The 22,038-nt window shown below is 49.1% G+C and carries 11 protein-coding genes; 10 read left to right on the top strand and 1 reads right to left on the bottom strand.

Going from position 1 to position 22,038, the window contains the following annotated elements; genetic code table 11:
- Positions 1-7 precede the first annotated feature (7 nt).
- Entirely contained in the window at positions 8-1,543 is a 1,536-nt protein-coding gene (locus tag MHB82_RS24810) for a helicase DnaB (RefSeq protein ID WP_095361280.1), read from the top strand.
- A gap of 211 nt (positions 1,544-1,754) precedes the next feature.
- Here MHB82_RS24810 and MHB82_RS24805 read toward each other — a convergent pair whose 3' ends face one another.
- Positions 1,755-4,511: an endo-beta-N-acetylglucosaminidase gene (locus MHB82_RS24805; protein ID WP_341176110.1), complete on the bottom strand. Its 2,757-nt coding sequence runs from the start codon at positions 4,509-4,511 to the stop codon at positions 1,755-1,757.
- Positions 4,512-4,722: 211 nt separating this feature from the next.
- On the opposite strand from MHB82_RS24805, the gene MHB82_RS24800 reads away from it, so the two are divergent.
- The 9 genes from MHB82_RS24800 (at position 4,723) to MHB82_RS24760 (ending at position 22,037) form a co-directional block, all read left to right on the top strand.
- Complete coding sequence (locus tag MHB82_RS24800; protein ID WP_095361283.1) at positions 4,723-6,552, top strand: sensor histidine kinase; 1,830 nt, start codon at positions 4,723-4,725, stop codon at positions 6,550-6,552.
- A 1-nt stretch (position 6,553) separates the two neighbouring features.
- Positions 6,554-8,068 (top strand): response regulator transcription factor, encoded by a 1,515-nt coding sequence (locus MHB82_RS24795; protein WP_110757042.1) that lies wholly within the window; start codon positions 6,554-6,556, stop codon positions 8,066-8,068.
- A gap of 283 nt (positions 8,069-8,351) precedes the next feature.
- Entirely contained in the window at positions 8,352-9,824 is a 1,473-nt protein-coding gene (locus MHB82_RS24790; RefSeq protein WP_095361285.1) for an ABC transporter substrate-binding protein, read from the top strand.
- 78 nt (positions 9,825-9,902) lie between these two features.
- Positions 9,903-10,832 carry an ABC transporter permease gene (locus MHB82_RS24785; RefSeq protein ID WP_110757044.1) on the top strand — a complete coding sequence of 310 codons (930 nt, stop codon included), beginning with the start codon at positions 9,903-9,905 and terminating at the stop codon, positions 10,830-10,832.
- 84 nt (positions 10,833-10,916) lie between these two features.
- Entirely contained in the window at positions 10,917-11,771 is an 855-nt protein-coding gene (locus MHB82_RS24780; protein ID WP_217506623.1) for a carbohydrate ABC transporter permease, read from the top strand.
- Positions 11,772-11,804: 33 nt separating this feature from the next.
- A complete protein-coding gene (locus MHB82_RS24775) occupies positions 11,805-14,114 on the top strand; it encodes a glycoside hydrolase family 3 N-terminal domain-containing protein (protein WP_341176109.1) in 2,310 nt (769 codons plus the stop codon).
- 3 nt (positions 14,115-14,117) lie between these two features.
- Entirely contained in the window at positions 14,118-17,258 is a 3,141-nt protein-coding gene (locus tag MHB82_RS24770; RefSeq protein WP_341176108.1) for an alpha-mannosidase, read from the top strand.
- 292 nt (positions 17,259-17,550) lie between these two features.
- Entirely contained in the window at positions 17,551-18,870 is a 1,320-nt protein-coding gene (locus MHB82_RS24765) for a glycoside hydrolase family 125 protein (protein WP_127538938.1), read from the top strand.
- A complete protein-coding gene (locus MHB82_RS24760) occupies positions 18,867-22,037 on the top strand; it encodes a beta-galactosidase (RefSeq protein WP_341176107.1) in 3,171 nt (1,056 codons plus the stop codon). Before MHB82_RS24765 ends, MHB82_RS24760 begins: the two co-directional genes overlap by 4 nt.
- Position 22,038: the final 1 nt, after the last annotated feature.

Here is a 22,038-nt window from a genome sequence, read left to right as displayed (position 1 = left end):
TCAAGCCATGCGCATGAAGAATTTGCTGCATTATACGGAACATCATCGCTACTGCGTATACAGGGAGTTTGGACTTAGTGCTCTGGACGACCGTATGCTTACCGGAGCATATCAGCCCATGGTAGGTGCTTTCGCGATTGGCTTGTATCGGCTGTTGTTTCAGCATCTTCCCGGTGAACAGGTCGGTTACTCACCCCTTGAACAGCAGCGAAAGTTGTTCATGACACTTGGACTCGAGCCAAGTGAGAAGGGCCGCAAGTATTTGGTGGAGCAGGCTTCCAAGCTGGAAGCGGTCGGATTGCTTCAGACGTCACGCCTTTACATTCCGGAGAATGATGATTACATCTATGAATATGAGCTGCAGCCACCGCTGTCACCGGCAGAATTCTTCCGTACACAGCATTTGACACTGCTGCTTCGTGACAAGATTGGCAAGTTTGCTGTTCTCTCCCTGCGTTCGGGATTTTCGGCAGTGGAGAACGGAGATGCACCTTATCCGGCAGCGAGTAAAGAAAATATCTCGGTTCCTTTTTACGATATATTCGAACTGAATACGCATGTTATAGATTACGAGCTTGAGCAGGCGCTCTCGGAAGTATCCACATCCGCACAGCGGAGTGGGACAAGTGTCGCGGCGGAAGAGCTTACGTTGAACTACGCCGACATTATTTTGCGTTTTCCGCGCGAGTCGGTGAACCGTCGTCATGTGGAAAAGCTAAGATTTGATCATGAGCAGCTGGGCATTGTGAATTATGTGGTGAACAAGTTCAATCTCAGTGTGCAGGACGTGTGCCGTTTACTGGATGAGGATGATATCTTCAGTCCGCAAGGACAGCTGATGTTGGACGATCTTCAGCATAAGGCAAGCTTGCAGTTCCGTCAGACGAAGAAACGTCAGGAGCAGCAGACTGTACAGGCAGCCAAAGTGGTCGCCCTGAGGCAGCATCTGGACGAGCCTGAGCAGCAGAGCGATTCCGGAGAACCGCCAGTGGAACATGTGGTGCAGATGGAATACTATGTGGAGGTTCCACCGCAGTTTGCCACCAAATGCGATATTCATCAATACAATATGATGCTTCGTAATGAACCATATACACGGCTTTTACAGACGTTTTTCCCAGGAGCCGTACCGGATAATCTGGTCGATATCTTTGAGAAAATTGATCTGAGCTATAAGCTGCCTGGGGAAGTCATTAATGTTCTTATCCATTACTTGATGCAGCTTCTGGTGTCAGGCGGAGAACAGCGGATTAACCGTAATTTCGTTGAAGCGATCGCTTCCAATATGCTGCTGAAGCAGGTCAATTCATATGAGAAGGCAGTCCAATATATTCGTGACCAGGCCAAGGTAAAAGGCAAGCAGGCTGCTGGTGCAGCCGGAACCCGTTCCCGTACATACGGCAAAGGAGCCAAAGCCAAACCCGAAATCCCGATTGTTCAGGATGTTGCCGCTGAAAGCGATGGAGTATCCGAGGAAGAGTTTGAAGAGATGATGCGATTCGCCCAGCAGATGCAGGCGAGCAAGCAAAAAGGAACTTCATAAAATTTCTTGTTTATAAAAGAGACCCAAGGCGAGTCCCCTAATTAAAGGAGGCTCGCCTTTTTGCAAGATTGCGCCTATGTACGAATAGCGCCATGTACATATCTCATCCTATAAAGTAAGCCCTCTCCGCCTTCTGTTGGAAGTGGAAAGGGCTGCTGCTAATTAGGGTGTAATTTTCTTACAGGGTTAATATTTCATTTGCTGAAATCGTCTATCTTAAGATGGTCGTTGCTTTATTGCCTGCATAGTCTTCGATCACGAGCTTGAGCGAGCTGCTGTTGGAAGCTGGTGTGAAGGTCATCTCACTCAGCTTGGTTCTTCCCCGGATAATGTAAGGGAATTTTTGCGTAACGTAAGTCACCCCGAATTCGCGAGGCACTTCATTTTCGTAAACATAGATCTTGTACCAGTCCTCCAGATCAGGCAGGGCAAGGGTGTATTTTCCATCATTTACCGTGACCTTTTCTTTCGCGTATGGTGTAATCTGATGATCAGCCAGTTGTCCAGTAACTGTGACTGGTTGTTGCTTGCCTATGGCAATGTTGAGCACGTAGTGTTCACCATTCGTTGGCAATCCCGTCAGAACACCCGAAGATTTCCCTTTCTTGACCTGAACGGTCTTTGTGAAAGGCTCATTCGTATATTCGGTTTGCAGGGTGAGCTCAATCGCTTCCTTGCCTTTGGTTTTCTTAGGGTATTTCCAGCTGACAGTGGCATCGCCCTGTTTGTTAAATTTCACTTGAATATCCTGAACGGCTGCATCCAAATTATAGGACAGGGTTGCAGGTTCGCTCTCACGGCCATCTGCGCCTACGGCACGAATAGACAGCTCACCAGAACGGTTTTTCAAAGATTTGATGTAATAGGTGGAATCATATATTCCGCCAACATAGGATCCATTTTCATATAAATTGTATTGCTTAACTTTCGAATAGTCTTCCATATCCCATTCCACAACGAGTTCATCTGTATTGGTCAGAGACTTGGCGATGTGGAAACTTGTAGGAGCATCTGGTTTGGCCGCAGATCCATCGAAGATACGGATTTCACCGATATTCATCTGATAATCTTCAATCGTTTTCCCATTTGGGTCAAATACCAGTCCGAAAGCCGCAATGTTTTGGCCCGCATAGGCACTCAAATCCAGGGAAGCTGTTGTCCAGCCTTTCGTTTGTTTGCCTGAATTCGGAATATTGACTTTGACCACATGGGATGGATCATCTTCCAGAATTAAACCGACTTGCAGGGTGGACGTATCGCTCTTCGATGGTTTGTTATAAGTGAGTTCCAATGTAGACTTCGCATTAACGGACAGATCTGTTTTGTACAGACGCAGGAAGTTCTCCGCGTTTAGGTCACCGTTAACGACAAGAGAACTGCCACCATTGAAGGCCCCAATGGAATCGTACTGGTAACGGGCACCTTTTTCATAGGTTGGGCCATAGTCAAAATCAACACTCAGCTTATCCCCTTCACTTTCCATCCACCACTGCCAGGTGACAGGGATGTCCTGGATGTTGATGTTGGACCATTCGGTATCATTGGATACTTTCCCGTTTTCATAATATTGCAGACCATGTCCGGTATTGAAGTTCGTAGCAAAGTTTGAACCATTAACGACGGAACGTTCCGTAAGGTAGGCGGCTATGCCGTCCCAATTGGCGCCAGAAGCGTAGACGTCCGACAGATCAACCGACGCATTGCGGCGGGCTTCGGTAGGGTCCTGATTCGGTCCAGACCACCAGGCACGATCGCGCACAAAGGTCATCCACTGATATTCGTCTTCAGCTCTGTGATTGGTGCTTCCATCGCCCATCTCTTCATCAAGGGCATTGTGGGTAAAATCTGCACCGAGCGTTGCTATGCTGTTCATCGGCTGACCGTTCTCATCCAGATTGTTGCGCAGGTCATAGAGCTGTTTCCACCGTCCAAATCGGTCATGGCCGCCTTCAACGCCGGCAAAGACCGTTTCCAGCGGATCCAGTCCAAGGCTGATCGCATGATCACGTGAATCCTGCAGCATCTCATGGTTCCAGACATAGTTCAGAAAAATGGAATCCGAAACCCTGCCGAGAGCGGTGTCCTGTACGAATGGGCTGTTGAGTTCGTTAAACTCATTCTGATATTGGATCTGTCCTGTCGTATTAATCGTAGAGTCATACCACTGAACATACAGGCCTTGATCCCTTAAATATTGCATGAATTTTTTGTAGGATGGAATGTCTTCAGGGGCAACGCCCCTCGCTACCTCTTCCTGATTGAAGAAGTATCCATCATAATTGTAGTACTTGGCCATCTCGGCCAATTTGACAGCGACCGGGAAATTTCCGTCTTCATCCTGTACGAGCATCTGCTTGTACGTTTGGGGACCACGGTCATTATCGGAGAAGAAAATGTTGGCAATGGAACGAACGCCGTTTTTATGCGCGGCATTGGTGTAAGCCGGGTTCGGAATGTTCAGAATACCGAACTCGAAATATCGCTCTGTCCACTCCTTATTCGGGTCATACAGCTCTTCCGGCACTCCGGCAGAAGCCATGCCATGCCAATAGCTGTAATAGTCTGTATATTGCCAATAATTGAACAGATACTGGCTAAATTCGTTCGTATAAGGGGTACTGTCGAAGAACGCATTGCCGTAATCACCACTCATCGTAAAGAGCTGGGTATCCGGGCTAAGTTCGGGGTAGGCCTGCGTGGCGGCAAAGGCATCATTACGCGGCTGCAGTGGTACATGTGCACGAAGCTGCTCTCCATAGATGTCACTCTCGGGTGTCCAATTCAGAATCTGTGCAGAGGTGTAGCCATGCTGATAGGGCTGATTGGCGCCTTTGGCACTTTCACCTGAGTAGGGAAGTGTATCCCCCGCATAGACAGATGAGGCGACCAACTGACCGACCAGAGCTGTTGTAATGGCCAGTGCAGTTACCTTGGGAATGATGCCTTTCGGTTTGAGTTTGCGTGTCATGCTGTTCCTCCTTCAAGTGGACTGAATGTAAGGTATTCGTTTACACAAATATAAACTTATGGTTAACGATAGAGCATGAAAGCATTTTCAAATAGGGCGAAATTAAAGAAAGGCAGGTAGAAACTAAAGAAAAGTTCGAGGTGGGAAGTTAATGTCAGAAGGCAAATGATATAATTCAGACAGGACAACCGCATCGGGGGGAACATGCGATTTGAAAATTGTTAGCGTTTACAATAATTTCTTCAAAAATAATATGTTTATGAAAATGCTGTTTATTTTCTCGATGATTTCGATTGTGACGATTATTACGCTGTCGTATATCATTTTTCTATCGGTGTCCGACTCTACGATCCGTCGTGAGCTGGCTATCCAAAAGGCTGCGATGGAAAGTGTGGACCGATATATTCATCAGCAGTATGAGTCTGTACAAAATATGGTGAGAGACATGCATCAGAACGAGGCGTTGTCAGCCAATATCTCCTATCTGATGAGCCACACCTATGCAGATTATGTCCAGCATCTCACCAATGGATATTACGCCAATCAGGATGACTATTCCGCAGATGTACTGAAACATTTCCAGAATATCATGGACCGAAATGCGGATATCCATCAGTTGATGTTATATAGTGCAGAGCGCCAGGACATGTCCATGTTCAGCCCCAATAAGCAATTCAAGAAGCTGGATACCAATGCAGCCCATTCGTATATTCCTGACGTGATGGCCATGGAAACGCCTAATATCAGTGCACCCAACTACTGGATTCGCAAAGAGATCAATGAATGGAGCCCGGACCTGTATGCGATTCGTGTTCCCATCAACAATACGCAGACGCTGCGGAATCTGGGGCAGTTCCTCGTTTTTTTTGACTCTGCAGGTATTGGAAATGCACTTGATAGTTATGAGAGCAACTTTAAGGGAGAAATCGTGGTACTGTCGGCCAAAGGTAACGTGTTATTTGACTCCAGCAGCAACTATTACGGCAAGAAGTATCCTTATGTTGAAGTTGCGGATTCGCTGTTTGATCAGACCGACATGGATTCGATGAAAAAGGAAAAAAACATGTATGTAAACAAGTTTGTCTCGGCAGATCAGGGCTATGTGATTGTGGCTACGGTTCCTGTGGAAGAGATGGCTGAGGCCTATGCAGGTATTCGGAATACCATTATTTCAATTAGCATCGTAAGTACCCTGTTTGCTGTGCTCGTTCCGGCGTTTTTTATCATTAACTTTGCGAAACGTACCCGGAGAATTATCCGATTTACGCAGAAGGTGAAGTATGGCAATCTCAGTGCGCGTATCGACGACCCCCGTGATGATGAGCTTGGACAGATCTCGCACAGCTTTAACGATATGCTGGATGAACTGAATTTGTATATTGAGCGGGTGTACAAGGCCGAGATCAAACAAAAGGAGACGGAGCTGGTTGCTCTGCAGGCCAGAATTAATCCCCATTTTCTCTATAACACGCTTGAAGTGATTCGTATGAGAGCCATTTCCCAAGGGGCAAGGGATGTGGGTGAGATGATATACAGCTTATCCGTGCTCTTCAAGAGCCTTGTTCAGCAGAAGAAAAACTACACATTGAAGGATGAGATGGAGGCTTGCCGTCTATATCTGGAACTCTTTCGAATCCGTTATAAGGATATCTTCACCTATACGATTCAATTGGATCCTGTGCATAATCAACATCCTGTGGTCAAGCTGTCCCTGCAGCCGATCATTGAAAACTATGTCGTGCACGGAATTCAGACGGAACGCTCGGATAACTGGTTGTCTATTGTGGTGGAAGAGCTTGGTGATGTGCTGCAGGTGGAGGTCAGAGATAATGGCAAAGGCATTGATCCTGCCAGATTGGCTGAAATTCGTGAAGAACTCGATCGTCCGGAGGAATCAGGACAAATGTTTGGGCTACGCAGTGTGCACAGTCGTCTGCGCTACCTGTATGGACCGGAGTTTGGAATAACGATAGAGAGTACGCTTGGAGAAGGAACGCTGATCAGGGTGCGTTATCCTCATACGGAAGGGACAGGTGTTTAGCATGTATAAGGTATTTATTGTGGACGATGAGCCATTCATCATTGAAGGATTATACGAAATTGTGGATTGGTCTTCATTTGGAATGGAAATTGTAAACCATGCCGGCAATGGCCAGGCGGCGCTCCAAGCGCTGTCTGCCCAACCTGTCGACATTCTGATCACGGATATTTCGATGCCCATTATGAATGGACTGGATCTGATTCGGGAAGCAAGGCGTGTCCAGCCTGACCTTAAAGTGATTATTCTCAGCGGATTCAATGAGTTCGAATACTTGAAGGAAGCAATGCAGCTGGGGATCGAAAATTATCTGCTCAAGCCGATCAATGTGGAGGAGCTGGAATCAACGCTGCGAAACACGGCCTCCAAGCTGGAACAAGTGCCAGCAAAAACAAGTTATGATGCCTATGGCATTCAAATTTTGAAGGACAACATTCTTCATCGATGGTTGACGGGACAGATCGCAACGGCGGAATTTGAAGAGCGTTCTCTGTTCATGAATCTTACACTTGATGGTCCATGCTATGGCATTGCCATTCTCCGTACGAAGGGTGAAGAGCCGGGCATATTTGATCAAGTTCAGCGTTTACTTGCAGACAAGCCTTATGTGAGTACTTTTCATGATCTGGATGGCGATATTGTCATGATCGCGAGTGTGGACGAGCAGCAAGTCGATAGACAGATGTTTATGGATTGCGTCACCTGTTTATCCAGGCAGATCTCAGAAGCGCACCCGTCAGTTTATATTGGTATGGGGAGCATGGCGAAGGGCATTCATCAGGCACCCGTGAGTTACAAAGAAGCCAAGCGCGCTCTGCAGTATGTGATGATCTACCCGGATCTTAAAGTGATTGATCATGCGATTCTTGAAACGGGAAGCAGTGCTGGCAGTCGTTTCTCCTTCGACTGGAAGGAATATGCCAAGCTGATGTTATCCCGCAATACCGAACAGCTTTCAGAACGAATTCAAACGGATTTTGAACAGTATCGCGACGGGATGACTCCTGTGGAACTGCAGCATACGGCACTCGAATTGGTTATTCGTTTCAAAATGGAGCTGGAGAGCATTAAGCATACGGATGAGTCTGTCATTTACCAAAAGGGGTTAAGACGGGTGCTGGACAGCAGTACCTTTGCCGAACTGGTGCAGGCCCTTCAGCAAGTGGGGAGCGAGACGATCGAATCTCTGCTGCAGGATCTGAAAAACCCGATTGTGAGCCAGGTGCTTCAGCATATCGAGAAGCATTACGCAGAAGAGCTTTCCCTCAAGCTGCTAGGGGCTCATTATCATCTGCATCCTGTGTATCTTGGACAGCTGTTTCATAAGGAGACAGGAGAGACCTTTGCCGAGTACATCAATAAATACCGGATCGAGCGTGCCAAGGAACAGCTGCGCAGCTCCAATCTGAAGGTGCATGAGATCGCTAGAAACGTTGGATATTGGGAGACAGGATATTTTTATAAGCAATTCCGCAAATATGTAGGCATTTCACCGACCGATTTCAAGGTTTTTAATTAATTCGGTGACGGGAAGAATCGATCTGCGGACTCAACGTATAAGAGACATTTCGGGAACAACAGTGGCATGCGAAGAGTTCAATGCCAGATGTTACCCGGCATGTCTCTTTCATGTAAGCGATTTATTAAATTAGGGACAAAAACAAGAGTCAGGAAGAATATCTCTTTAATTTGTACCCCGAAAACTTAAGTTTATCTTCTTTTTGAAAATGCTTTCATTCGATAAGGTTATAGCAGTTAGTTCGTTAGTGCTTATGGGAAAACGAAAAGGGAGGATCTAAACAATGCTTAAAAAAAGAAAAAGTTTTTCTCTCGTCCTGGCATTATTAATGGCCGTTACACTTGTACTGAGTGCCTGCGGTGGAAGCGAGAGTGCTTCGGAATCCGGCGGGGCTGGAGATGATTCAGTCGAGCTGATCTGGTACACCATCGGTACCCCGCAAAAAGATGTGAACAAGGTCATGGAAGAAGTCAGCAAGTATACCAAGGAAAAAATCAATGCTACCGTAACCATGAAAATGGTCGATTGGGGTGACTATCCTCAAAAGATGCAGGTGAATGTGGCTTCCGGTGAGCCTATGGACATTCTGTTCACCTCTTCGGGCGGATTCGACTATGTTCAGAATGCCAGAAAAGGCGCGTTCTTGGAATTGGATGAACTGCTCCCCAAATATGGCAAGGATCTGATGGACACGATTGACCCGGCATTCCTCAGCGGTTCCAAAGTGGATGGTCATAACTACGGTATTCCAGCCAACAAAGAACTGCCGCAGCAAGAAGTATGGCGTTTCAACAAAACACTGCTCGATAAGTACAACCTGGACATCTCCAATATCCGCACCTTGGACAGTCTCGAACCTTTGCTCAAAACAATCAAGGAAAATGAGCCAAGTGTGACGCCGTTTGCGATGGATAAAAACTATGTCCCTTACGTTCCTTATGACTATGTCATTCAAAATTTGCCTATGGCAATCAAACTAGACACAACGGATTACAAGCTCGTGAACATCCTGGAGACTCCTGAAATGAAGGAAGCGCTCACAACGATGAACAAATATTACAAAGCTGGCTATGTATCTGCAGAGGCAGCAACAACAGGATCAACCAACGACCTGACGACATCGGGTAACTGGTTCCTGGATCGTGCACAGACTCAACCGCTGGCTGACAATCAATGGTCTGCAAGTTATGGATATCCTGTCGTTTCCACTCCGGCAAGTGATGCAATCATCACAAACACTTCTGTACAAGGATCCATCATGGCGATCTCCGCCAACTCCGAGTACCCGGAAAAAGCAATGGAATTCCTGAACCTGCTCAATACGGATCCAGTGCTGCGCAACATGGTGGACTCCGGTATCGAGGGCACGCACTACAAAAAAGTGGACGATACACATATGGAAAACCTGGCTGAATCGAAGAACTATGACATGCCTTCGTATTCCCTTGGTAACAACATGCTGCTCTATCTGAACAACAACGATCCGGATAACAAATGGGATGAGTTCAAGAAATTTAATGCTGAAGGTGTGAACTCCCCAATCCTCAGCTTCAACTTTGATGCAAGCAACGTTTCTGCTGAATTGACAGCTGTACAAAACGTGAAAGAACAATACTGGGCCGCATTGATGACTGGTACGCTGGACCCGGCGACCAACTTGGATCAGGTCATTGAGAAGTTCAATCAAGCCGGTCTTGAGAAGGTAATGGCTGAAGCCCAAAGCCAGCTTGATGCCTGGAGAGCGGAAAATAAGTAAGGTTACATTCGTAGAATCGGGCGGCTGCATGTAGCGTCCGATTCTTTTTTTCATTCAAGCTTGAAGGAGGATATCCCAATGACTGCATTTTTGAAAAATCTGATAAGAAACCGAGTCATGCTGTTCATGGTGCTGCCTGGCGCCATCTGGTTCTTCTTCTTCTCTTATCTGCCCCTGGTGGGTACTGTAGCGGCATTCAAGGAATATCGCTTTAGCCGTGAGGGGTTCTGGGCCAGTCTTGCGAAGAGCGAATGGGTGGGCTGGGACAACTTCAAATTCCTGTTCAGCACCAATGACGCACTGCTGATTACCCGAAATACACTTCTGTATAACATCGCCATCATATTCTTGGGGTTAGTGTTCGCCGTAGGTTTGGCCATTCTGCTCTCGGAACTTATTAATAAACGGCTTGCCAAAATATATCAAACAGGGATGTTCCTCCCGTATTTCCTCTCCTGGGTCATTGTAGGTTACTTTGTGTTCAGTTTCCTCAGCATGGACCGGGGAATGTTGAATCAGATCATCGGCTGGTTCGGGATGGAACCCATCCAGTGGTATTCGGAAGCCAAGTATTGGCCGTACATTCTGATTTTCGTCGCACTTTGGAAAACGATCGGCTACAACAGTATCGTCTATCTGGCATCTATACTGGGCATTGACCGTTCGCTCTATGAAGCCGCAATGATTGACGGTGCGAGCAAATGGCAGCAGATTCGCAACATTACGATCCCATTGCTATCCCCAATCATCACGATTATGACACTCCTTGCTGTAGGCCGGATCTTCTACGCTGACTTCGGTCTCTTCTATCAAGTGCCAAGGGATTCGGGTACGCTCTATTCCGTTACGAATGTCATTGACACGTATGTATATCGCGGTTTGAAAACGAGCGGTGAGATTGGCATGAGTACCGCTGCCGGATTGTATCAATCGGTTGTGGGCTTTGTACTGGTTATCATCTCCAACTATGTGGTACGCAAGATCGATAAAGATAGCAGCTTATTCTAGGACAAGGGAAAGGAGTGAACCACTGTGGCTCAACTCGTAAAAAAACGCGATTTCCATCATGTATCCAGCGGCTGGAACGTCATCATGAATATCATGGCCGGACTATTCGCTCTGATCTGTGTGTTTCCTTTTATATTTGTCGTCATCATCTCGTTTACGGATGAAAAGGCATTGGCCCGTGACGGATACCGCCTGATTCCGGCGGAATGGAGTCTCGCGGCATATCAATTTGTCTGGCAGAGCGGTGATACACTGCTGCGTGCGTATGGGGTTACCATTCTGGTCACGGTACTCGGAACAATCATCAGTTTGATCCTCATGTCCCTGTATGCCTATGCCATTTCCCGCAAGAGCTTCAGATATCGGAGATTTTTCTCCGTGTTTGCCATTTTGACCATGCTGTTCAACGGAGGGATGATCCCGACCTATATGGTCGTATCCCAACTGCTTGGATTGAAAGATACCGTATGGGCACTGATCCTGCCGCTGGCGATGAATGCCTTCTATATTATGATTCTGCGTACGTTCTACTCCACCAGTGTACCGGATGCGGTTATTGAATCCGCAAGAATTGATGGCGCCGGGGAGTTTTATACTTTTATGAAAATCGTTATTCCATTGTCCCTGCCGGGGCTGGCAACGATTGGATTGTTCAGTACACTGGGTTACTGGAACGACTGGTTCAACGCACTCTTATACATCGATAATCCCAACCTGGTACCGCTGCAATCCATGCTCATGCGGATCGAGTCCAGCATCCAGTTTATTCAGCAGAACTCCGCCAACAGCTCCATGAGTCTGGCAGCCATGCAGTCCATTCCGCAGGATACTTCCCGGATGGCAATGGTCGTGCTTGCAACGCTGCCGATTATATTTGCTTACCCGTTCTTCCAGCGCTATTTCGTACAAGGTCTGACGGTTGGAGCGGTGAAGGAGTAACCGGATCACTCTATAGGATTGGAGAGTTTCAGGATGATGACATACAAGGACAAAAGCAAGCCCGTCGAAGAACGGGTGCAGCACCTGCTTGGCCTGATGACGACGGAAGAGAAGGTAGGCCAGCTCATTCAGCCTTTTGGCTGGCAGACCTATACGAATGATAAGGGAAACATCACGTTGAATGATTCCTTCATAGAGCAAGTGGAAAACGGCGGCGTCGGCTCTCTCTATGGTGCCCTTCGGGCCGATCCCTGGACTGGCGTTACACTAGAAAATGGCCTATCCGCGAGAGAAGGGGCAGAAGCCGTCAACCTGATACAGCGCCATGCGGTGGAGCATTCCCGACTGGGAATTCCGATCCTGATCGGGGAGGAGTGCTCTCACGGCCATATGGCCATTGACGGAACGGTATATCCTGTACCGCTGCTGCTCGGCAGCACCTGGAATGTGGATCTATACCGGGAGATGTGCCAGGCCGTCGCGCGCGAGACGCGTGCCCAAGGTGGAGCGGTTACGTATTCTCCGGTACTGGATGTTGTGCGTGACCCACGCTGGGGACGTACCGAGGAATGTTTCGGCGAAGATCCATATCTCATTGGAGAACTGGCGGTGGCATCGGTCGAGGGCCTTCAAGGGGAAAGTCTTGACCGGGATGATGCGGTTGCTGCAACGCTGAAGCATTTTGTCGGTTACGGCAGTTCGGAAGGCGGTCGCAATGCAGGACCTGTACACATGGGCTGGCGTGAATTGCTGGAGGTAGATCTGTATCCATTCCGAAAGGCGGTTGAAGCTGGGGCAGCATCCATTATGCCTGCGTATAACGAAATTGATGGCACGCCTTGTACGGTAAATACGGAATTGCTGGATCGTGTTTTACGTGGAGACTGGGGCTTTGGGGGTCTGGTCATTACGGACTGCGGCGCAATCAACATGCTGGCAGGCGGGCATGATGTTGCAGCGGATGGGCTCGATGCATCTGTCCAGGCCATTAAGGCAGGCATCGATATGGAGATGTCCGGTGAGATGTTTGGACAGTATCTGGTGCAGGCTGTTTCGGAAGGCAAGCTTGATGTGCAGGTTTTGGAACAGGCTGTCAGCCGCGTACTGGCATTGAAATTCAAACTGGGCTTGTTTGAGCAGCCTTATGTGGATGCTGACCGGGCCGCACAAGTAATTGGCAGTGAGCAGCATATCCAGCTGGCACGTCAATTGGCAGCAGAAGGAGTGGTTTTGCTCAAAAATGAGCAATCGGCTCTCCCGCTATCTACAACAGGAGCTGGACAAATTGCTGTCATTGGCCCGAATGCAGATCATGCCTACAATCAGCTCGGTGATTACACGTCACCGCAACCCAAATCCAAAGTGGCAACGGTACTTGATGGTATTCGCAGCAAGCTTGCGGGGAACGAAGGTGTACGTGAGGTGCTTTATGCGCCAGGTTGCCGAATCAAAGGTGATTCCAGAGAAGGGTTCGAGCATGCCATTGAGATCGCCGACAAGGCCGATACCGTCATTATGGTGGTTGGAGGCTCAAGTGCCCGCGATTTTGGCGAAGGGACGATCGATTTGAAGACAGGGGCATCCAATGTATCGGATCATTCATGGAACGACATGGAGTGCGGCGAAGGCATCGACCGTATGACGTTAGGGCTTGCGGGAGTACAGCTGGAACTCATTCAGGAGATTCACAAGCTCGGCAAAAAGCTCATCGTTGTTTACATCAATGGCCGCCCCATCACCGAACCCTGGGTGGACGAACATGCAGATGCCATTCTGGAGGCATGGTATCCGGGTCAAGAAGGCGGGCATGCCATTGCAGACATTCTATTTGGCGATGTGAATCCATCGGGCAAATTGACGATTTCCATTCCGAAGCATGTCGGTCAGTTACCTATCTATTACAACGGTAAACGTTCCCGTGGCAAGCGTTACCTCGAAGAAGATCTGGAGCCTCGTTATTCGTTCGGATATGGACTTAGCTATACCACTTTTGAATACAGCGAGCCGAAAGTCAGCAGGGCATCCATGACAGCTGGCGAATCCATTACGGTATCGGTGGATGTGACCAATACAGGCCAGCGTAGTGGCTCAGAAGTGGTACAGATGTACATCACCGATGTGGTCAGCCAGATGACTCGCCCGGCCAAAGAGCTGAAAGGATTCACAAAAGTGAATCTGGCACCTGGTGAAACGCAAACGATTGAATTCCGTGTTGGTGCGGAGCAGCTGCAATATATCGGACGGCATTTGAAACCCGTGGTTGAACCGGGACTATTCCGTATTCATATCGGCAGTAGCGTGAACGACACGCAAATGGCCGAGCTTACGGTAAGGGAGGCTTAAAACATGGAACGTATTAGACGATTTATTCGTGAACTGTCTGAACATCAGTGGCTGGAGCAGGTGGATTTACGCAGCTGGAACATCACCCGTGCCTATTATGATGTGCCGGGAAAATATGAGAATCAAGGGCCTTATCCGGAGGGAGAAGGCCTGGATCGTTTTCCAAGCACACAGGGGACCACCTACTTTTTTCGAACCCGTTTAGAAGTCCCCGCTTCCTGGCAGCATGCCCCATTCGGACTGTTGTTTCAATCGGGAGGAGAAGGATTGCTGCGGGTGAATGGTCGTTCCTATCAGGGTCTGGATCGCAATCATACGTACGTTACGCTGGACTCATCCAATATTGGAATCCATCCTGAACTTGAGATCGAGTTGTTCGATCCGGTACCTGAGCCTGTCGATCCGTTGAACCAGCAGGCCGTTATTCAGCCGCCAATCACATCGATCACGAGTCTGCTGGTGAGACCGAACGAGGCGGTTCGCAGCCTGATGTATACGGTCATTATTGTACGCGATTCGGCCGTACTGCTGCCGGAAAGCGACTTCCGGCGTGTACGTCTGCTTGAAGCCATCTATCGTGCGATGGATCAATTTGTCGGCATGACAGATGAAGAGATCAAGCAGGGGAAGGGCATTCGCCAGATTGAAGAGAGTTTAGCGAATCATGTGCGGGAGATTGGTGGTAACGCTGAAGGTCTTGAACATATGGTGGGACAGTCCCATATCGACATTGCCTGGCTGTGGCCTGTACGGGAGACAGTACGGAAGACTAGTCGTACATTCTCAACCGTGGATGCACTAATGAATGAATATCCCGATTATGTGTACTCCCAGAGCCAACCTTTGTTGTACGCCTTTCTGAAGGAACATGATCCCGAATTGTATGCACGGGTGAAGCAGCGCATTGTAGAAGGACGCTGGGAACTGGTTGGCGGTATGTGGGTTGAGCCGGATTTGAACATTCCGAGCGGCGAGTCGCTGATACGCCAAATGTTATATGGCCAGCGTTTTTACATGGAGGAGTTTGGCAAGACATCTCAGATTGAATGGCTGCCCGATACATTCGGGTACTGTGCCTCCCTGCCTCAGATTTTGAAGCATGGCAATGTGGACTATTTTATGACGACGAAGCTGGGATGGAACGATACCAATGTATTCCCGTACGATCTCTTTCACTGGGTTGGCATTGACGGTACACCGATCCTGTCTTATCTCAACCATGGTGTCAATGAACATACTTTACCGAAGGATATCCATGATCATTGGCAGTCCTACCGTGAGAAGGCAGCACATCCCGAGCACATGCTTCTATATGGGCATGGTGATGGTGGCGGCGGAGTAACCCGTGAAATGCTGGAGTACGTGGATCGCGCAGACTTGATGGTAGGGCAGCCTGCCAGTCGCTACAGTACAGCGGCAGCCTTTTTTGCAGGTATTGAAGCAGGGAAGCCTACACTTCCGGAATGGCACGGTGATCTGTACCTGGAACTTCATCGAGGTACGTACACGACACATGCACGCAACAAGCGGAACAATCGCAAAGCAGAGGTCCTGTATCGTGAAGCCGAGCTGTGGAACACACTTGCTCTGCCGGACATGGAGGCGCAGACGGAAGCTGAAGTCCGTTCGGCGCTGCATGAGGGCTGGAAGCTGATTTTGCTGAATCAATTCCATGATATTATTCCAGGCTCAGCGATTACGGAGTCATACGTGACTTCGGATGAGGAATATGTACGAGTTTTTGAGTTAGGTAGGGCAGGGTTGAATCAAGGTGCTGCGGCATTGACGGCAGGTATTGACACAAAGGGTCCAGAAGGTTCAGCGGCCTATGTGGTGTTCAACAGCCTTGGCTGGAAGCGTAATGCAGTCATTCAGCTCCCTGTGCACGATGGCTTGGATCGTTATGTGGTAGATGTGGAAGGCCAGCACCTGCGAATGGATTGGGAGGATAACGCGATCTCGATTCTTGTGGATGACATTCCGGCGTTCGGGTATAAGACGATTTGGCTGGTACCTGAAAACACGAGGGAAACGAATGTACGAGAAGTGACCAGCCATGCCGGTCAACCGGTTTTTAAGGATACATGGGATACCGCGTTTTATCATGTGGAGTTTAACAACCGAGGCGAGATTACACGTCTGTGGGATAAGGCAGCAGAGCGGGAAATGCTGAAGCCGGGTGAACGGGGCAATCAATTGCACTTTTTCCACGACCGTCCAACGCTCTGGGATGCATGGGATATTGACAGCCGTTATGAAGAACAGGTTGCTGGAGAAGCCGAGCTATTGGAGAAAAAGCTGGTGCTGGCTGGTACGACGAAGGACGTCCTGCGCTTCCGGTGGAAACTCCATCAATCGGAGATTACACAAGATATTGTCTTTTACCATGATTCAAGGCGGATCGACTTCCAAACACAAGTGAGCTGGAACGAAAACCACAAACTCTTAAAAGTCGGTTTTCCAATCGATGTCGTGACCTCCAAGGCGACGTATGAGATTCCGTTTGGCGCATTGGAGCGGCCAACGCACCGTAACACCAGCTGGGAAAAAGCCCAATATGAAGTTTGTGGCCACCGTTTCGCAGATGTATCCGAATATGGATACGGCGTGAGTTTGCTTAATGACTGCAAATACGGATACGACGTACAGGGAAGCACCATTCGTTTATCTCTGCTTCGTGCACCGAAATGGCCGGACCGAACGGCAGATCTGGGAGAACATGAATTCACGTATGCCCTGTATCCGCACGAAGGGGATTGGCGTAATGCGCATACGGTACGTCATGCTGCAGAGCTGAATCACGAGGTGACGATACAACAGGTACAGCAGAGCACAGGGGCTGAAGTAGATTCAATTGTAACTGCCTTGCCTGCGCGCCCCGCAACCGGAGCATGGATTGATTGGGATAGCGAGCATGTCATCTTGGATACGGTCAAAATGGCAGAGGATGGACACGGCACGGTACTTCGTTTCTATGAATCTTCAGGCAAACGTGAACGTGTAACCTTGCAATGGCCACATGCTTTTGAGCAGGCCTATCTCTCCAATGCGTTGGAAGAACCGGGTGAGCCTTTGGATATGACGAATGGTCAGATTACATTGACCTTCGCCCCTTACGAAATTAAAACCGTGCTGCTGCGGTAAACCTTTTTGAAATATCTTTGAGCTACGCAAGATGAACTTAAACATTTACACGATAACGAAGAGTGCAGAAAGTATACGAAGAAGCGAAGCGGTCGCCTAAAAGCTTTCTGAAGGAAAGCTACATCGGAAGCATACGCTATCCCCGGATTTACCCTTTGAAGGAGGGAATCAAAAAATCTGGGGATAACAGCGATCGGAAGGTTGTTCTGTCATCGTAGTGGCTCGTGTGAATGTTCTTAGCTGATCTTATCTAGCTACACCATTCAATACGTATAAGGAGTTGCACTCATCCATGGAACAATTCAGATTACCCAAAATACCAATGCCGCCCGTTGCTGTGCCGCAATCCATTCAGGCAGTGCTCGAAGAGGCGGAACAGAAGCTGGCTCATCGACCGAAGCTGCTTCAATTATTCAAAAATTGTTTTCCCAATACAATTGAAACGACAACGAAACTGATGGACGATGGTACGACCTTTGTTATCACCGGAGACATTCCAGCCTCGTGGCTGCGTGATTCCGTGGAGCAGGTGGTGCACTACATTCCGTTTGCGAAGGAAGATGAGGACCTGCAGCGGATCATTGGCGGCCTGATCAAGCGCCACATCCAGTATGTTCATATTGATCCGTATGCTAATGCCTTCAATGAGACGGCCAATGACTGGCACTGGAACACAACGGACGAGACCGATATGTCGCCTTGGGTATGGGAACGCAAATTCGAGATTGATTCGCTGTGCTTTGTTGTGCGGTTAGCCTATCTATATTGGAAGGAAACGGAGCTGACCGACATTTTCGATTCCAGCTTCAAGGCAGCCATGCGCAAAATCGTGGACCTGTTCAAGGTGGAACAGCATCACATGGAGCAATCTCCATATCGCTTTACACGCAATAACGGCATTCCTACAGATTCTTTGCGTAATCATGGGAAGGGCATGCCGGTCAATTATACAGGCATGATCTGGTCTGGCTTCCGTTCCAGCGACGATGCGTGCGATTTTCACTACAATATTCCGGGCAACATGTTTGCAGTCGTAGCTTTGCGCCAGATGCAGGAGTTTGCCGAGTGGGTGTTCCGGGATATGGCGCTGCTGCAGGAGCTTAAGGATCTGGAGCAGGACGTGGATCACGGCATTCAGCTGTACGGCATTTATCGTCATCCGGAATTTGGTCCCATCTACGCGTACGAGACGGATGGCTACGGCAATTACTGTCTCATGGATGATGCCGGTACACCGGGACTGATGTCCATTCCGTATCTCGGTTACGTCACAGCGGATGATCCGATCTATCAAAATACCCGCCGATTCGCCCTGAGCAAAGAGAATCCGTTCTATTATGAGGGCAAGGTTGCCAAAGGGATCGGCAGCCCGCACACACCACCAGATTACATCTGGCATATGGGTCTATCCATGCAGGGACTGACGGCACAATCTGCCGAGGAGAAACTGGAGATCATTCGTATGCTGGAAGCGACAGATGCGGATACAGGTTATATGCATGAAGGTTTCCATGCCGATGATCCAACCATTTTTACGAGAAAATGGTTCGCATGGTCCAACAGCCTGTTCTCCCAGTTGGTCTATAAATCCATGAAGGATGGGCTGTTATGAGTACACATCTGAAGGACAACAAGCTGATTATCTTCGCTGATCCTGATTTTCCGGCAGAAGGCCAGCGGCCATCCCGTGAAGCTCTGGATACTTGGCAAGGGTCTAATGAAGTCATCGTTGTTAGTGCACGAGAACTGGCTGATGTGTTGAAAGCAGCGGCAGGCGAGGGTTGTCTGGTAAACCTGCATGCACCCTACTTTCCCAAATCGGCCTGGACGGAAATTGCAGCCTATCTGCATCAGGGAGGAAGCCTGATCAGTGTGGGTGGAGCACCGTTTAAGCGCCCTGTGCGGGATCAGGATGGAGCTTGGGTTGTGGAGTCAGAGCAGACGGCGTATCATCAGGAGCTTTATATTCACGAGGCACTGAACGTATCTTCAGCGAATATCCAAACGTACACTTCCTTTGAACAAATTTCACTGCTTGCTGGCAAAGAGGGCTTGTTTGAGATTGCAGATACGTGGAATCTGGTCCCGCATACCACCAAGTCTAGTGATCTGCCTCACCAGATGGGTTCGGCAGGACCGATGAGCACGCAGATCTATCCGTTACTTTTCGGAGTGAGTAAGGATGAACGCAGCATTGCCGCTCCGGTTGTCCTGTGGGAGAACTCCCGCAGTACATTTGCTGGTTCACGCTGGATGTTTGTGCATCTGCCGCTGACTGCTTCATTCTGGGAGCAGGACGGTGCTAAGGAGATTGTGAAGTGGGCACAATTCTGTGCCAAAGGGGTAACTGAATTGTCGCTCAAGCCTAACTACGCCACGTATGAACCAGGTGAACGGGCTGCACTTACCCTTCAGGGACAGATTTTACAGCGCGCGGGTGACCGACGTACAGCTTCCGAGTTGTGGACGTTTGATCTGACCGTTGAACGAGAGGATCGGACAAGCGGCACAGCTGAGAAGGTATGGAGCCATAAGCTGCAGATGGAACTTACCGGAGAGCAGCAGTTTGTGCGCCTCCCTCTTCCGTTTTTAATAGAGAGCGGGCTGTACCGAGTCGTATGTCGTGCGCAAGGACCTGACGGTGAAGTTCGAAATCTGCGCCAAGGATTCTGGGGCCAGGATGACGCATTGCTTGCAGAAGGTGAAGTTATCACTCGCAGCAGAGACTACTTTGTAAAAGAAGGACGACCTCTCCCTGTTGTGGGTATGACGTACATGACCTCCGACGTAGCCCGGAAATTTCTGTTCCTACCGAACGCCGATGTATGGGATCGGGACATGGCACAGATGGCGAAGGCCGGCATTAACTGGATTCGGACAGGAATCTGGACAGCTTATCGTAATATGATGCAGGTGGACGGGCACATGGCGGAGGATGTGCTTCGCGCGATTGATGCCTTCCTGTTAACGGCGAAGCGCCATGGCCTACAGGTTACGTTCACATTCTTTTCCTTTACGCCTGAAACGTGGGAAGGAACGAATCCGTATCTGGATCCGCAAAGTGTCGAGGCACAGAAGCGTTTCATTCGCAGCATCGTCAGCCGGCATACACACACCACTCATGTGGATTGGGATCTGATTAACGAGCCATCGATGTTTGATCCGGTGCGCATCTTCTCGGCTGGCCCGCGCTCAGCCAGGGATTCGCACGAACAGCAGGCATTTATTGGATGGCTTCAGCAGCGGCATGAAACCATTGAAGCGCTGCAGGAAGCATGGAACATGTCACCGAAGCAGCTTCCGAACTTTGCAGCAGCGGTCATTCCGGAACCGGAAGAGATTAACTTTGATGTACAGGACATGCACAAGGCGAAAAAAGGAACCCGCTGGCTCGATTATTGTCTCTTCTCCATGGAGATGCACAATGTTTGGGCAAGAGAGCTCGTAGGTACGATCAAGGATCTGGTGCCGAATCATCTCGTTACCGTAGGGCAGGACGAAGCTCTGGGTGCACAGCGTCCTTCACCGTTTTTCTATGAACGTGAAGTGGATTATACCACCGTGCATTCCTGGTGGTTGAACGATGATCTGATCTGGGACGGCATTTTCACCAAAACTCCGCATAAACCAAATCTCATTCAGGAGACGGGCATCATGTATGTGGAGACCCCGGATGGACGCGCCAAGCGCACGGAAGAAGAGCTTCGCAGCATTCTTGAACGGAAGTATGCCTATGCATTCTCCACAGGTGGTGCGGGAGCAGTGCAGTGGATCTGGAATACCAACTTCTATATGGATAATGCCAATGAGTCTCATATTGGGGCCCTTCGTGCAGATGGTACAGAGAAGCCAGAGGCGGATGTATCCTATGACTTTGGCCGCTTCATGCAGAAGGTGCGTGATCTCTTCGAGGATCGTGAGCTGGAGGAGATTGCGGTCGTGTTCCCGTATTCCAATGATTTCTCCAACCGTTCCCTTGCTTATGATGCAACCACCAAGCTTACGCGTGTGATGTCCTATGATCTGAAACTGCCATTCCGTGCCGTATCCGAGTATCATCTGGAAGCACTGGAGCAGCAGCCACCCAAGCTGATTATCGTGCCGAGTCCACACAATATGGATAATGATGCATTGCTTCAGCTGCTTGCATTCACGGAGAAGGAAGGCGCATGTCTGCTGATCACTGGACCACTGGGACTGGACGCGTACTGGAAGGCCAGTGACCGGGCCGATCACATTGTGGGTAAACGCAGTTTGGGTAATGTGCAGCGTGAAGAACTGCTGAATATCAATGGGGTGAATCACCGGGTAACGTATGGCAGGCGCCGTATTGCTGAAGTGGCTAAAGAGACGCTGCTTCATCAAGATCATGACACTCCAGATGAAGTGACTGTTCTGCCATGGGGGAAAGGAAAAATCATGTGGACCCCACTGCCGCTCGAGCTGAACGGACGGGATGAGCCGCTGGCGGACCTGTACCATTATGCGGCCGAAACGGCTGGCATCCATCAGGAGCTGGAATGGGTATCTGGTGGAGACATTGCAGGAATCTATGGCCGGAAGCTGAGTTTTCCAAAAGGAAATCTATATGTATTTGTGTCAGAGTCTTCACTCAATCATAAGGTTCACGTAAGAGATACCCGCACTGGCGTATCCTATGAGTTCAAATTGGAGAAAAATCGATCCGTGCTGTTTGCCACAGATGCTGCAGGAAAGCTGCATACGGTGTATCGCCCGGAAGAAGTTGAGATTGTACAACAAGATGGAGAGGTGGGCTAAC

Origin of the sequence: Paenibacillus sp. FSL K6-2862, from assembly GCF_038005125.1 — a bacterium.
Classification (GTDB): Bacteria; Bacillota; Bacilli; order Paenibacillales; family Paenibacillaceae; genus Paenibacillus; species Paenibacillus illinoisensis_A.
The sequence above is the reverse complement of the archived record's forward strand: the minus strand, read 5'-3'. Positions and strand labels throughout refer to the sequence as shown.